The sequence below is a fragment of the Pseudoalteromonas sp. DY56-GL22 genome (assembly GCF_041414715.1).
Taxonomy (GTDB): domain Bacteria; phylum Pseudomonadota; class Gammaproteobacteria; order Enterobacterales; family Alteromonadaceae; genus Pseudoalteromonas; species Pseudoalteromonas simplex.
In genome coordinates this window covers 209,831-223,099 of record NZ_JANHZR010000005.1, presented here as the reverse complement: position 1 = coordinate 223,099, position 13,269 = coordinate 209,831, and the positions used below count along the sequence as shown (strand labels likewise).

Genomic DNA, 13,269 nt, shown 5'->3' with positions numbered 1-13,269 from the left:
ATGTCAGATTTAAAAACCATGATCGAAAACGCCTGGGACAACCGCGATAGCATCAGCCCAAGCACGGTATCAAGTGAAGTAAAACAAGCTATTATCGACGCGCTTGAATTACTTGATAGCGGCGCTGCCCGTGTTGCTGAAAAAATCAGTGGTGAGTGGGTTGTGCATCAATGGTTAAAAAAAGCGGTGCTATTGTCTTTCCGTATTCGTGATAACCAACCAATGAGCGATGGTGTTAATCAGTTTTACGACAAAGTCCCCCTTAAATTTAGCGACTATACACCAGAGCAATTCCAACAAGGCGGCATGCGTGTTGTGCCTAATGCTGTGGCACGTAAAGGCAGCTTCGTAGGTAAAAACGTGGTGCTTATGCCATCTTATGTCAACATTGGCGCCTACGTTGATGAAGGTACCATGGTTGATACATGGGCAACGGTTGGCTCATGTGCACAAATTGGTAAAAACGTTCACTTATCTGGCGGTGTAGGCATTGGTGGTGTACTTGAGCCACTACAAGCTAACCCAACTATTATTGAAGACAACTGCTTCATTGGCGCACGTTCTGAAATTGTTGAAGGCGTGGTAGTTGAAGAAGGCGCCGTTATCTCGATGGGCGTTTATATCAGCCAAAGCACACGTATCTATGACCGTGAAACTGGCGAAATCCATTACGGCCGAGTACCAGCCGGTGCGGTTGTTGTTCCTGGTTCCTTACCGTCAAAAGATGGTTCGCACAGCCTATATGCTGCCATCATCGTGAAAAAAGTGGATCAGCAAACTCGCGAAAAAGTAGGTATTAATGCCCTACTTCGCTCGATTGATGAATAATAAAGCGGAGCTTTAAGCCGTCAGCTTTAAATTTTAGATATAAGAAGCGCGATGCTAACTAGTTTCGCGCTTTTTTGTACTTAGAGCTTAAACCTTAGGACTTAAGGCTTTTAACTTAAAGCGCCTCAGCTAAATTGTTACATCTTATTTCAAATACACACTTTATCGCTTAATTACGGCTATTCAGCGTTACTTCTGAAACACATTTCATTTACCTCACTGGCACTTTTTTTACATCGCACTACAATGCACACAAACTGATTTTGGAACACACACAATGAATCTGACACGTAGTTCGCTGAAAAACCCTGCGAGTGTTATTGTCATCTTGGTGTTGATTATGTTGTTTGGCATGTTGAGTATTTTTAAGCTGCCAATTCAGCTCACACCAGATATTGAGCAACCGCAGATCACTATTTTCTCTGGCTGGCGCCAAGCTGCACCTGAAGAGATTGAATCGGTGATCATTGAGCCGCTCGAGAACGCAGTAAAGAACACCCCGGGTGCCTTAGAGGTTAATACTTACATTAACCGTGGCAATGGCTCGATCACGTTGACTTTTGCTGTTGGGCAAAACATGCAACAGGCCATGCTTGATGTGTTAACAAGCCTTAACCAAGCGCCGCCCCTGCCGTTAGATGCATTTGATCCTGTAGTGTTTGCTGGCGGTAATAATGGGGAAGCCGCAGCAACGTTACTGGTCACCCCAAAAGATTTTAATAGCGACAGCCTTGATTTAGACATGGCGCAGTTCCAAAAACAAATCGATGAATTTGTTGAGCCCCGTTTGGCACGTATTCCTGGTGTTGCCCGCGTTGACTTAGCCAGTGAGCGACCAAAAGAGTTACGTATCACCTTTGACCCCCACAAAGCTGCCGCACTTGGCGTCAGCCTTGACCAAATCAGTAACGTATTAGCCAGCTCACGCGATACCTCTGGTGGCCTTGCCAATGTTGGCCGACGTCAATATACAGTACGTTTTACTGGGCAATATGATTTATCAAGCATGGCACAAATGCGCGTTGGTTATTCAGGCGATAGACCCATTTACCTTGGCGATATCGCAAGTGTAGAACGCACTTTTTCTGACCGTTTAGGAATGAGTGGCCGAAATGGTAAACCCGCGTATTACATTCGTATTTCGCGCGCTAACGAAGCCAATACCGTTGCCCTACTCGACGAAATTAACCTTGCCATTAAAGAGCTAAACGAAGGGCCGCTGGCTGAGAATGGCTTATCGATTGAATTAAGTTTTGATGCCTCTGTGCATATTCGTAATGCTTTGTCGTTGGTTAAAAGTAACTTAGGCCTAGGTGTTCTGCTGTCGTGTTTAATCTTGTGGCTGTTCTTTAGAGGCTTAAAGGCCACATTTGTGATTGCAGCGACAATTCCTGTCTCTTTGTTAGTCGCGTTTTTAACATTGAATATTTTTGACCGCAGCTTAAATGTTATTTCATTGGCGGGCCTTGCCTTTGCTGTTGGCTTAGTACTTGATGCCGCCATCATAGTGCAAGAAAATATCGCAAGGCTCAGAAGCGAAGGCTTTGATAGTAAAAAAGCCGCGCTAAAAGGTGCAGCTCAAGTAACAGGCGCTTTATTTGCCTCAACCACCACCAGCGTTGCTATCTTCTTGCCAATTTTATTTATGGCAGGTATTGAGGGGCAGTTATTCTCTGACTTGGCGCTCACCTTATCTATTGCTGTTATTGCCTCTATGATTTGCGCAATTACACTTATTCCGTTGGCTAACCATTTTTGGCCAGACAAAGAGCTCAAAGCGGACCCTTATAGTAAATATTGGCATAAGCTAACTAACTTCATCATGGCGCTTACCAATACCCGCGTTAAACAAATAGTATGGATAGTGTCGTTATTGGGTGGCTCACTCGTCGCGACCATGACCATGCTCCCGAAAACTGATTTTATGCCGCGCGCACCAACCGATGGCTTTTTCTTTAACTTGAATACCCCGCCAGGCGGCAATGTGCAGTTTATGGAAGAAGAGCTGCTGATGCGTATTAAAAAGCGCTTAATGCCTTATTACACAGGTGAAAAAGAGCCGGGGATAAAAGATTTTAACTTTTATGCTTTTGGTTCGAATGCTGGCGGCTTTATTTATTCTGCCGATCCGCAACGTGTTGAAGAATTAATGAAGGTAGCCCGAGAAGAAATCTTCATCGATTTACCCGACACCCAAGTATTCTTCTTTAGAGGGTCGATGATCCAAGTTGCTAATGGCGGTGATGGTCGTAATATCAATATCGATTTAACGGGTCCGAATATGGACGAGCTAATAGCCGGTGCTAATGTGGCGCTGCAAGCTGTCACCGAAGCAATGCCGAATGCCACCGCAAGGCCACAACCACGACTCGATATGGCAGAGCCAGAACTTAGGCTCACACCCAATGACCGCCGTATAACCCAAGCAGGGCTAACTCGTCGTGATGTATCTCAAGCAGTGCAAGCCTATACAGGTGGGTTATTTGTTAATGAATACTTTGATGGCAACGAACGCATGAACGTGATTTTGCGCGGCATACCGTGGCAAACTCCAGAGGAGCTTAAAGCACTGCCTATTGTAACCCCGCAATCAGGTATTCAAACTTTAGGTGAGCTTGCCAATATTGAGCGCACCGTGGGGCCAACACAGCTTAGACGTGTTAATGGCCGCCGTACCGTGAGTATTGTTGTCACGCCACCAGCAGACATGAGCTTACAACAAGCGCAAACTATTCTCTCTGAGCAAGTTATGCCAAAAGTTCGTGCAAGCTTGCCTGACAGCTCTGGTGCGATTTTGGCGGGGAACGCACAAAAGATGAATTCAGCCATGCAAGAAATGACAATCAACTTTATCTTGGCTCTGTTTATTTTATTCTTGCTAATGACCGCATTGTTTAAGTCAGCCAAAGACAGCGCGTTAGTTTTACTGGTCATGCCATTGGCAATTGCAGGCGGTGTCCTGGCCCTATTCGTACTTAACTTATTTACCTTCCAATCACTCGACTTACTGACCATGATTGGCTTTATTATCTTGCTGGGTCTGGTGGTAAATAATGCCATTTTATTGGTTGACCAAACCCGTGTCGCAATGGCCGCTGGGCTCAGTCGAGAAGACGCCGTTCGCCAAGCAGTGCTGCTGCGCGCTAGACCCGTTTACTTAAGTACCTTAACCAGCTTATTTGGCATGCTGCCTTTGATGCTAATGCCGGGGGTAGGATCAGAAATTTACCGTGGCCTTGCCACTGTGATCGTCGGTGGCATGGCCATTAGTGCCCTATTTACCCTGATATTAATGCCAAGTTTATTGCAACTTGGCAGACAACTGCCGCCCGCTAATAACAAACAGCAACCAGAAAAAACGCCTTTAAGCTTGGTATCGAATCAATGAGTATTAAAACAATGAACACACCTTTTCGTAAATTAACCGCTCGCTTTTGTGCGCTATTCAGTCTTATCGCATTTAACGCCTTTGCAGTCGTACCGGTTACGGTAGAAACCGTCACACAAGCTCCACTGACAAGCGAAATTGAAGTCAGCGGCACTTTGTATGGCAAAGACGATGTAACCCTAACAGCAGGCGTTAGCGGGCGTTTATTATATGTTGTTGAGCCAGGTACTCTGGTGAAAAGTGGCGACACCCTAGTTCGTATGGACACCTTACCGCTTGAACTGGAAAAAGCACGCCAGCAAGAAATGCTCAATCGCGCCAAAATAAACCTACGCTTATATCAACAAGAGCTCGCTCGTTTACAAAAACTCGCCAAAGCCAGCAGTGCTGCAGCAAGCCAAGTCGATGATATGCAAAATAAGCATGACCTTGCGTTATCTGATATCGCACTGGCTAAGGTTGAATTAAAAGTAATAGACGATCAGCTTTCGCGTGCAACCGTTCGCGCCCCATTTGACGGCGTGATCAGCGAGCGTTTTAAACGCGCTGGTCGCGAAATAAATCGTGCTGATGAAATGGTCACCCTGCTCGATATTAATAACCTAGAAGTAAGACTGTACGTGCCTGTTAAATACTTAAAGTTTTTACACAAAGGCATAGAGTTACCGATTCAAGCCGGCGACTTATCAGCCCCTGATATGACAACAGCCACCGTAACAGCGGTGATCCCATCAACCGATCCGCGTTCACAAACCGTAGAAGTGCGTGCCCTACTAGCAAATGATGCCGAGCAAACATGGGCAATTGGCCAACTGGTTGATGTAGCCGTGCCACTAAAAAGCAAAGGGGATGTACTACTGGTGAATCGCGATGCGCTGATTTTACGCAAAAAAGGCACCCATATCGTCAAAATCGACAACGACAACAAAGCCCTGCAAATTCCCGTAAAAGTCGGTAATGGTAAAGACAAACTGGTTGAAGTCACCCCGACTTCAAACATCACTTTAAATGCGGGCGATAAAGTCGCAGTACGCGGCGCCGAGCAGTTGCAAACCGGGCAAGAAGTAGAAGTTCAGGTAAAGCAATAACTGTTAGGCTTGAGATGACTGCCAGCTATTTAATATTTTAAGAGCTGGCTGTTCTAATAAAGGGTAGTAATGATTATTAAGAGTTGCGCTTGTTTTTTGACTTTGTAGGAAGCAAAAAGCAAGACCTGACCCCTTTATTCTTTTGAATTTGGCACCAATCGACTATTTTCATTGAACCAAAAAAACAAACCCAGCTTCCGCTGGGTTTGGATTGAGAGCAACGTTTATTTGATCTCGATAGTTGAATCCTAGCCCCGACTAGCGAGGCTTTGGATTCAACGAACACATTAATCTCGCATACTTACTAGAAAGTTAATCATATTTTGACTTTCCATGTCTTCACCATAACAATCGTCAGGTAGCTCATTATCTTCATTCAAAATGTTAATATCCGCCCCATTTGATACTAAAAGCTTCACTTTTTCCAAAGTTTCCGATAAATGCAAAGGAGTATCACCATACATATTTAACGCATTAACGTTTGCACCATTGTCGATCAACAGTTGAACAATTTTAGAATCATTTTGTATATGAAGTGGAGTCTGTCCATCATCCCTTGAAGCATCGACATCAGCTCCTCTATCAATAAGAAGTTTCAAGACTTTATAATTTTCATTAAAGTGCAGCGGTGTAATACCCCCTTGCGCTTTAATGTCTGCACTAACTCCTTCATTTAAGAAGTTAGTTGCCTCAACAACAGATGCCGTTTTATGCAGTATTGATAATGTATTCACAAACTTTTCATTCATTTTAGTTTCTCTTTTTAACTTTCCATTTCCCTTTTTTGTTCACCACAACATTTGGTAGTTTTGAAGCCGCATTTCTTGTTTTCTGATCTGTGATAGTACTTTGTACATGACCGTGATAAGTCTCATTATTGCCACTTTGCTCATGTCTATCTAAAACTACTACCTCACCAATTACCTACATACACATACATATTCATCTCATCTTTATATCCAATGGGAACAGTCTGCATAAAACGCCCTAATTCAGGGTGGTAAACCCGTGCTTTGTAGTGATAAAGCAAGACTTACCAAGGGCAAAAAGCAAGACTTGACCCCTTCATTTTTTCAGATGAGAGATTTCCAACTTCTTCGGCACGGATTTTCGCCTGAGCAAATCACCCAATTGAATTTGACACCAAACGACCGTTTTCATTGAACCAAAAAAACAAAACCAGATTCTGCTGGCTTTGGATTGAGAGCAAGTATTGCTAGTTTGGTTGAATCCTAGCTCCGACTAGCGAGGCTTTGGATTCAAAAATTATAATTTACGATTTAAATTTAAGATAACCGTCAATTCCAATCTTTAATACTAGCGGTATCAGCCAAGGCATTAAAACCAAAATCCAGTTAGGCCACGCGAACCACAAAATAAGCCCATTTGTTACTAGAACCAAGGTGACTAAAGTTATATTAGAAAACTTCTTAAATGAAAAATCACTAGCAATATGTTTCAGATCCATCACTAGTAAACTATTTACACCAATAGTTAGGGGAACTAAAGAACCCAATATGGCTATTCTGATGCCATTTTCTAAATATAAAATAACAAACAACCCTACATATAATCCGATATATACGCATAACTGCAATTTGTCAGACTTGAGCGACAATATTAGACGCTCAAAAGTTAATAGCTTCTTTTCCAAATTAACACTTACCTCCGTTTGAATTGCATATTGTCTTCGCTGTTGATGATGCAGCATTAGAACCAGCAACACTAGCTGCCGCCCCAGCTTCGATTGGAGCATTTTGGACAGCTTGTTGCGCTGCATTTGCTCTATTTATTTGAGCATTTCTAGCTCCGGGTTTATTTGCAATTCTTTGAAGTCTATTCGCAGATTAAGCATTTAATTTTTGCCCAGCAGAGTTTGCCACCTTATTTGAAGCATAGTTCCCAGCCGCTTTGCCAGCGGTTTGCCCCGCAACAACATCAATAGCAACACCTGTCAATGTTACGTCTCCACCTTTAAGCGCTGTACTACCAGCGCTAATAGACGCATCAGCAGCTATGTTACCAAGCACCTGTCCAGCTTTACCAAGCTTAGATACTTGGTTTGCTATCCCAACTCCAGCAAAACCAGCAGCAGAGACTAATACGGAGCCTCCATCAAAGCTTTCTTGCTGACCTGCGGCTATCATAACTCCTTGGGTAACTACATCTAAAGCCGCTGCGATTGCAGCTCCCCATACTGCATACTCTCCTGTCGGATCAGTCAGATTAATAGGGTCATTCCCCACATAAGCATACAGGTTCATCTGATTTTGAACTAAAGATCAAAAAAACACAGCTGCCTGCTTGGCCGGAGTTTTCTGATGGGTGACCCTTTTGAGCGGCAAACGAACCAAGATTATTTATAGTCACTTTCGAGCTCAAGGTCAGATACTATTAGCTTTCTTAAGCTCTCTAATACCAGCAAATACATGGCGTACTCATGGTACTTTAGATGATATTTTGAAAACCAAGATTTAAAATCAGTATTTTCAAATAGTGTTAACTTTTGTAGTTTAAGTAACTTTTCAGAGCGTCCGGAAATAGTCTGTTTAGAGTATTTATAGGCTACACCTTCGATAACTTCAGAATAGAATAGGACTTCGTCATATATTGAAAATTGATCTTCTTCTAATTCCAAACACTCAACCCCGATAGCTTTAATATCTTTCTTTGCCTTTTCAAATTGCTTAGAACCTAAGTTCAACAAATTTTGAACTTGTTGTTCTGAATCGCTTAAATTCATAACTCTAATTTTTTCCGTATGTTAAAGTTTTCCCGTTCAACTCTATTTTGAATTCTCCATCTTTTCTAGTAAATGTCGTTGAACCATCAATATGGTGCTTTTTCCTAGCTCCTTTTTTATTGAAATTACTGTTATGAGGGTCAAGTCTTGTTTTTTGCCTTATAAAGCAGAAAGCAAGACCTGACAACTTTACAAATTAGTTTTCTTATGAAGAAAGTACAAAGCGAGTAAGCCCAGTGCAGCTTGATAAACTATAACGAAACCTACTTGCATAATAGCTGTTGTAATTTCATCTGAAGATTCAAGTAGTAAGTATGCATTTTTAGAGACTATTGAAGTAACCAGTAATGCTCCTAACGTTTTCGATAACAAATACTGCTTCATAACAAAAAGCACTGAAAAAATTACAGAAACGATGATGTTTATAATCTCCCATTGAGAAAGATGTAGAAACTGCGTAAACACATGTAGCAAAATACCGATTATGGGAAGAAACAAAAAGAAAAATATAACTATCAGTTTCTTAATCATCTTTATTCCACCTTTAAATTAAGTTCTTAATTTTTTGACTTTTTAGAAGAAAAAACAAGTTCAGGGCCCTTTGGCTTCCTTGCTATCCAGAGTACCTACCTTAATTCCGATGACAGTACCAACAATCGCAAAGGCTATACTCAGAGGCACTTCGACAAATCATAAAGGTGGGATAAATAACGTTTGTAATAGTATCGATACAATTATTGTTCCCACTATAAAGCTCAGTAAATATACACTTACGCAGAACTAAGTTAACAGCTACGATTCGCGTTTAAAATACTCGCTTTATAATGCTTTAAAATAGTGAATCATTCTAAAAACCTCTTTTATTTCATAGCAATAAAGAGGTTCCCAGCGAAAGCTTAGTGGCAAACACCACCAAAGCATTGAACCTGTGTAAAATTTTGTCTCTTGCTTACTAAATTTAAACTTACATCCTTTGAGGGCTGAACCAAATTTTAAGCTTTTTGGCTTTCCACCTGTTGTAAGTGCTTCATTTGCTTGAGAGATAGATAGCATATTTACTTCTAAGTCAATATAACCATGGCTACAGCCAACCTTTCCTACTTTTATTGAAATAGGATCAGAGTTTTCAATATGCTCGATTACTATGTCATCTAATATAAATTTCATAATTCTCTTATGTATGTGACGTGCCTTATATAATCAGTGCCTTGTAAGTAAAACTACAGAACCCAAACTAATCGTGCGATTTAATTATTTTGACCATTTCATGCTTTTTACTATAATTCCCCTATCACTTTATTTTAGAGCTCAGCCATGAATACACTAACAGCAAATGATGCAAAACGTAATTTTGGTGAACTACTTTTAAACGCTCAACGTGAGCCTATTAAAATTAGTAAAAACAACAAGGACGCCGTAGTGGTCATGTCTATAAGGGATTATGAAGAATTAGAAGCTATGAAAGTTGACTATATTAAGTATTGCTTTGAAAACGCAAAAAGAGACTTAGCTCAAGGTAATGTAGTTGATGGTAAAGACTTCTTAGATACTTTATAAAACATTATGCAAAAGAGAAGTTACAAACTAAGTGAGTTAGCCCAGTCTCATTTGCTAAAAATCAAAGATTACACCGTTAATAATTTCTCGCCGTTACAATGGCGCAGTTACAAAGAAAAACTGCTTACAACATTTCAGCTGCTTGCTGACAATCCAGAAATTGGGCGTAGTTGTAATGACATTTATCCAAATGGTTTTTACTTTCCTGTTGGTAAACATACCGCTTATTTTATTAAAGAAGATGGTTTTATAATGATTGTTGCCGTACTAAACCAATCTCAGCTTCCTGAAAACCACTTATAATCGCAGTCACCTCCCACAAAGCCAACACCTCTCACTGCAAACAGCCATACCCTTTTAATGAAATTTCTTGAGTATTCGCGCCGCTTTGGTTTTTATGTTGAATGATCAAACGCGAATCTTGGCTAGTAAAGGTAAAGGTTCCGAGCCAAGGTAGCTGGGCTATTGGTTGCATGTGGTAAAAACCATTGGCATTAAAGCATATAAATGAGAACTCATGATGTACCGGTGCAAATACGCCATAATCAGCGGTAAATACAGCAATGTTGTCTTGCAGCATAAAATATTTCGCTTGCGTGCCCGCCACTAAATACCAAAAACATATTGCTGTCATTATCACCACCTGTAAGCCGCCGAGTAAAAAGACTGAAAATTTAACAATACGGGTCGATTTACTGGCTTCCATATAAAGGCGCTTTGCTTTGAGTAATAACCAAAGCCCAATGGCAACCATAGTGAGCTTTACAATCATCAGCGCTACGCCTATTTGGTACATAAGTTTAGGGCTGTGCCATTGAATGCCAAATGTTTGCGGGATAAACAAGCTATCAATTAAGGGCAGTAAAATGAGTAGGAATGGCAGAATAAGCGCTTTGTTTTTCATTCTTTACTTTCTAGTGTTCTTGCATAGATAAGAGCCTAATGTTAATTCTTGGGCTCTAAAAAAGCAAAAAGGCGCAACCTGAGGTTACGCCTTTTATCGTTCTGGGCAGAACTTAAAATTTACAGTGCAGCGAATACATCGTCTGTTTTAGCAGCACAGATAAAATCATTTTTGTGTAATCCTTTGATAGAGTGGCTCCACCAAGTAACGGTTACTTTGCCCCACTCGGTTAACAAGCCTGGGTGGTGACCTTCTTCTTCAGCCATATCGCCCACTTTATTAGTGAACTCAAGTGCTTGTTTGAAGTTTTTAAACTTGTAAACACGCTCTAATTGCATAATGCCGTCGCGCACTTCAGGAACCCAATCTGGGATCATTTTGATCAATTCTGCTAATTCAGCATCAGATACTTTAGGCGCATCCGCACGACACGCTTCACACTTTTGTGTGCTTAATGAAGACATTATAAATCCTTAACTTGCTAATTTTTCTTTAGGAGGAAACTTTGGCTCATGTAGCCCTAATTCTTTTGCTTTACTCACCAGCGACATGATATCCATTTGTGAAATATCAAATAAGTCATTGATTGAGTTAATGGTGTAGTACACAGGCTGCATAATATCAATACGATAAGGTGTACGTAATACATCAAGCACGTTCATCGCATTGATTTCTGGCTTATCTGAATACACATACTGTGTTTCGCCTGGGCTTGATAAAATACCACCACCATAAATACGCAGACCTTGTTCGGTTTGCATTAAACCAAACTCAACGGTAAACCAGTAAAGGCGTGCTAAATAAACACGATCTTTCTTTTCAGCGGCATAACCTAACTGACCATATTTGTGTGTAAACTCAGCAAATGCTGGGTTGGTAAGCATCGCACAATGACCAAAAATCTCGTGGAAGATATCTGGCTCTTGTAAGTAGTCAAACTCTTCACGGCTGCGGATAAAAGTCGCTACTGGGAACTGCTTATTTGCTAGTAATCGAAAGAACTCATCAAAATCGATCAGTGCCGGAACTGGCGCAACTTGCCAGCCCGTTGTTTCGAGTAACACTTCGTTGAGTTCACTAAGTTGTGGAATACGATCTGTTGGTAAATTAATTTTCTTAAGACCTGCTAAATATTCATCACAGGCTTTACCTTCTATGCAAGCGAGTTGGCGAGCAACTAGCTCAGACCATATTTTATTTTCTTCTTCGCTCCAATGGATAACCCCATTTTCATCAGGTTGCTTGGAGGTGTAATTACTTGCTTTAGCCATAATAACCTTCTTCGTTAAATCTTGATCAGCATTGATCAGAATCTCATTAACTTGTTAAGCCGATACTATGTAAAAGTAAGCGAAATTTTAATAGTTAAGGCTGTTTCTAAGGTTTGCAGAAACAGCCTTAACGTAAAGTTAAAATTACACTAGAAGATCTAAAAGTTTACACGTCACATTTTCAAAGGGGTAAAAGCAAGCGCAAACGTAAACTTAAAATTACAACCTAACCAATGAATGTAAATGCGGTTTTAAGATCGTTAATAATATCGTTAACATCCTCAAGACCAACTGATAATCGAATTAAGCCATCACTGATCCCTGCAGCTGCTCTTTCTTCAGGTGTATAAGGTGAATGTGTCATCGATGCAGGATGTTGAATGAGGGTTTCAGCATCCCCTAAACTCACAGCAAGGGTACAAAGCTGAGTGTTATTTATAAATGTTTCGCCATCTTCAAGGCTGCCTTTTATTTCAAAGGCAATAACACCACCAGCGGCTTTCATTTGTGAACCAATAAATTGATGACCCGGATGTGATTTAAGCCCTGGGTAATAAACTTTGCTAACTAAAGGATGCTGCTCTAAATATTCAGCAACTACTTGGGCACTTGCACAGTGGCGCTCCATGCGTACAGCAAGGGTTTTTAAACCGCGGTTAATTAACCATGCATCATGAGGACTAATCGTTGCACCAATATCTTTTAGCACCGTCATTTTTATCAGGTTGATATGCTCCTCTGTGCCGCACACAAGTCCTGCCACCACATCACCATGGCCATTTAGGTATTTAGTTGCGCTATGTACCACAATATCAATGCCAAACGAGGTAGGTTGCTGGAGCAGAGGCGTTAAGAAAGTATTGTCGATAACGCTTATCAGTTGATGCTGCTTGGCAACATCAGCAATTAAACTTAGATCAAGCACCGCCATGGTCGGATTAATTGGCGTTTCAGCAAAAATCATTTTTGAATTGGCTTTAACCGCGCCGCGAAGTTCAGCCTCGTTGGTCATATCAACAAAAGTAACTTCGATACCAAAGCGCGGCAACATGTGAGCAAAAAATGCAAAAGTACAACCGTATAACGCGCTTGATGCAACTAGGTGGTCACCTTGTTGTAAAAAGCTAAGCACAGACGCAGACACCGCCCCCATACCCGTTGCTGTAGCAGCCGCTGCTTCACAGTTTTCTAACTGAGCCACTTTTTGTTCTAGCTCTTGGGTTGTCGGATTACCCAAACGGGTATAAATAAAGCCTTGCTCTTCACCAGCAAATCGGGCTGCACCTTGGGCTGCATTAGCAAAAGAGAAGGTAGAGGTTTGATAAAGTGGCGCACTCAGTGCGCCATGTGGATCATTTGGTTTTTCTGGACCATGAATACATTGTGTATGTAAGTGATGCTTAGTCATTGTGTGTTCTCGTTTTTATTATCAGTACTTCATACTCATAAATAAAACGTAGATACCCACAATGCACAAGCATGCCGGATGC

16 protein-coding genes are annotated in these 13,269 nt (G+C 41.3%); 5 read left to right on the top strand and 11 right to left on the bottom strand.

Going from position 1 to position 13,269, the window contains the following annotated elements; genetic code table 11:
• From dapD to NO991_RS13200, 3 genes are all read left to right on the top strand, one after another.
• A complete protein-coding gene (gene dapD, locus NO991_RS13210; RefSeq protein ID WP_054553126.1) occupies positions 1 to 828 on the top strand; it encodes a 2,3,4,5-tetrahydropyridine-2,6-dicarboxylate N-succinyltransferase in 828 nt (275 codons plus the stop codon).
• 277 nt (positions 829 to 1,105) lie between these two features.
• On the top strand, positions 1,106 to 4,216 hold the full coding sequence (locus NO991_RS13205) for an efflux RND transporter permease subunit (RefSeq protein WP_371352115.1): 3,111 nt from the start codon (positions 1,106 to 1,108) through the stop codon (positions 4,214 to 4,216).
• The gene (locus tag NO991_RS13200; RefSeq protein ID WP_371352114.1) at positions 4,213 to 5,304 is read left to right on the top strand and encodes an efflux RND transporter periplasmic adaptor subunit; all 1,092 of its coding nucleotides are present in this window, start codon (positions 4,213 to 4,215) and stop codon (positions 5,302 to 5,304) included. Before NO991_RS13205 ends, NO991_RS13200 begins: the two co-directional genes overlap by 4 nt.
• Positions 5,305 to 5,591: 287 nt before the next feature.
• Here NO991_RS13200 and NO991_RS13195 read toward each other — a convergent pair whose 3' ends face one another.
• The 7 genes from NO991_RS13195 to NO991_RS13165 all read right to left on the bottom strand — a co-directional run bounded on the left by NO991_RS13195 (position 5,592) and on the right by NO991_RS13165 (position 9,214).
• Positions 5,592 to 6,053 (bottom strand): ankyrin repeat domain-containing protein, encoded by a 462-nt coding sequence (locus NO991_RS13195; RefSeq protein WP_166341562.1) that lies wholly within the window; start codon positions 6,051 to 6,053, stop codon positions 5,592 to 5,594.
• 164 nt (positions 6,054 to 6,217) lie between these two features.
• Positions 6,218 to 6,334 carry an RHS repeat-associated core domain-containing protein gene (locus tag NO991_RS13190; protein ID WP_206004323.1) on the bottom strand — a complete coding sequence of 39 codons (117 nt, stop codon included), beginning with the start codon at positions 6,332 to 6,334 and terminating at the stop codon, positions 6,218 to 6,220.
• 243 nt (positions 6,335 to 6,577) lie between these two features.
• Positions 6,578 to 7,084 (bottom strand): hypothetical protein, encoded by a 507-nt coding sequence (locus NO991_RS13185; protein ID WP_371352112.1) that lies wholly within the window; start codon positions 7,082 to 7,084, stop codon positions 6,578 to 6,580.
• 67 nt (positions 7,085 to 7,151) lie between these two features.
• Complete coding sequence (locus NO991_RS13180) at positions 7,152 to 7,568, bottom strand: hypothetical protein (protein ID WP_166341566.1); 417 nt, start codon at positions 7,566 to 7,568, stop codon at positions 7,152 to 7,154.
• Between the two features lie 92 nt (positions 7,569 to 7,660).
• Positions 7,661 to 8,047, bottom strand: a complete 387-nt coding sequence (locus tag NO991_RS13175) for a hypothetical protein (protein ID WP_166341568.1) — start codon at positions 8,045 to 8,047, stop codon at positions 7,661 to 7,663.
• Between the two features lie 189 nt (positions 8,048 to 8,236).
• Positions 8,237 to 8,578: a hypothetical protein gene (locus NO991_RS13170; protein WP_166341570.1), complete on the bottom strand. Its 342-nt coding sequence runs from the start codon at positions 8,576 to 8,578 to the stop codon at positions 8,237 to 8,239.
• 288 nt (positions 8,579 to 8,866) lie between these two features.
• On the bottom strand, positions 8,867 to 9,214 hold the full coding sequence (locus NO991_RS13165; protein WP_187490894.1) for a hypothetical protein: 348 nt from the start codon (positions 9,212 to 9,214) through the stop codon (positions 8,867 to 8,869).
• A gap of 147 nt (positions 9,215 to 9,361) precedes the next feature.
• Here NO991_RS13165 and NO991_RS13160 point away from each other — a divergent pair, with 147 nt between their 5' ends.
• Positions 9,362 to 9,604: a type II toxin-antitoxin system Phd/YefM family antitoxin gene (locus NO991_RS13160; protein ID WP_187490893.1), complete on the top strand. Its 243-nt coding sequence runs from the start codon at positions 9,362 to 9,364 to the stop codon at positions 9,602 to 9,604.
• Between the two features lie 6 nt (positions 9,605 to 9,610).
• On the top strand, positions 9,611 to 9,907 hold the full coding sequence (locus tag NO991_RS13155; RefSeq protein WP_300359870.1) for a type II toxin-antitoxin system RelE/ParE family toxin: 297 nt from the start codon (positions 9,611 to 9,613) through the stop codon (positions 9,905 to 9,907).
• Between the two features lie 31 nt (positions 9,908 to 9,938).
• On the opposite strand, the gene NO991_RS13150 is transcribed toward NO991_RS13155, so the two are convergent.
• The 4 genes from NO991_RS13150 to megL form a co-directional block, all read right to left on the bottom strand.
• A complete protein-coding gene (locus NO991_RS13150; RefSeq protein ID WP_187490891.1) occupies positions 9,939 to 10,508 on the bottom strand; it encodes a hypothetical protein in 570 nt (189 codons plus the stop codon).
• Positions 10,509 to 10,627: 119 nt separating this feature from the next.
• Positions 10,628 to 10,972 (bottom strand): 4a-hydroxytetrahydrobiopterin dehydratase, encoded by a 345-nt coding sequence (locus NO991_RS13145; RefSeq protein ID WP_036969771.1) that lies wholly within the window; start codon positions 10,970 to 10,972, stop codon positions 10,628 to 10,630.
• A 9-nt stretch (positions 10,973 to 10,981) separates the two neighbouring features.
• Positions 10,982 to 11,779 carry a phenylalanine 4-monooxygenase gene (gene phhA, locus NO991_RS13140; protein ID WP_054553132.1) on the bottom strand — a complete coding sequence of 266 codons (798 nt, stop codon included), beginning with the start codon at positions 11,777 to 11,779 and terminating at the stop codon, positions 10,982 to 10,984.
• 226 nt (positions 11,780 to 12,005) lie between these two features.
• Positions 12,006 to 13,187, bottom strand: coding sequence for a methionine gamma-lyase (gene megL, locus NO991_RS13135; protein WP_138599307.1), 1,182 nt, complete (start codon positions 13,185 to 13,187; stop codon positions 12,006 to 12,008).
• Positions 13,188 to 13,269: the final 82 nt, after the last annotated feature.

Coding starts and splice junctions, on each gene's coding strand:
- dapD (WP_054553126.1), top strand. CDS start 1: ATGTCAGATTTAAAAACCATGATCGAAAACGCCTGGGACAACCGCGAT.
- NO991_RS13205 (WP_371352115.1), top strand. CDS start 1,106: ATGAATCTGACACGTAGTTCGCTGAAAAACCCTGCGAGTGTTATTGTC.
- NO991_RS13200 (WP_371352114.1), top strand. CDS start 4,213: ATGAGTATTAAAACAATGAACACACCTTTTCGTAAATTAACCGCTCGC.
- NO991_RS13195 (WP_166341562.1), bottom strand. CDS start 6,053: ATGAATGAAAAGTTTGTGAATACATTATCAATACTGCATAAAACGGCA.
- NO991_RS13185 (WP_371352112.1), bottom strand. CDS start 7,084: ATGCAGCGCAACAAGCTGTCCAAAATGCTCCAATCGAAGCTGGGGCGG.
- NO991_RS13180 (WP_166341566.1), bottom strand. CDS start 7,568: ATGAACCTGTATGCTTATGTGGGGAATGACCCTATTAATCTGACTGAT.
- NO991_RS13175 (WP_166341568.1), bottom strand. CDS start 8,047: ATGAATTTAAGCGATTCAGAACAACAAGTTCAAAATTTGTTGAACTTA.
- NO991_RS13170 (WP_166341570.1), bottom strand. CDS start 8,578: ATGATTAAGAAACTGATAGTTATATTTTTCTTTTTGTTTCTTCCCATA.
- NO991_RS13165 (WP_187490894.1), bottom strand. CDS start 9,214: ATGAAATTTATATTAGATGACATAGTAATCGAGCATATTGAAAACTCT.
- NO991_RS13160 (WP_187490893.1), top strand. CDS start 9,362: ATGAATACACTAACAGCAAATGATGCAAAACGTAATTTTGGTGAACTA.
- NO991_RS13155 (WP_300359870.1), top strand. CDS start 9,611: ATGCAAAAGAGAAGTTACAAACTAAGTGAGTTAGCCCAGTCTCATTTG.
- NO991_RS13150 (WP_187490891.1), bottom strand. CDS start 10,508: ATGAAAAACAAAGCGCTTATTCTGCCATTCCTACTCATTTTACTGCCC.
- NO991_RS13145 (WP_036969771.1), bottom strand. CDS start 10,972: ATGTCTTCATTAAGCACACAAAAGTGTGAAGCGTGTCGTGCGGATGCG.
- phhA (WP_054553132.1), bottom strand. CDS start 11,779: ATGGCTAAAGCAAGTAATTACACCTCCAAGCAACCTGATGAAAATGGG.
- megL (WP_138599307.1), bottom strand. CDS start 13,187: ATGACTAAGCATCACTTACATACACAATGTATTCATGGTCCAGAAAAA.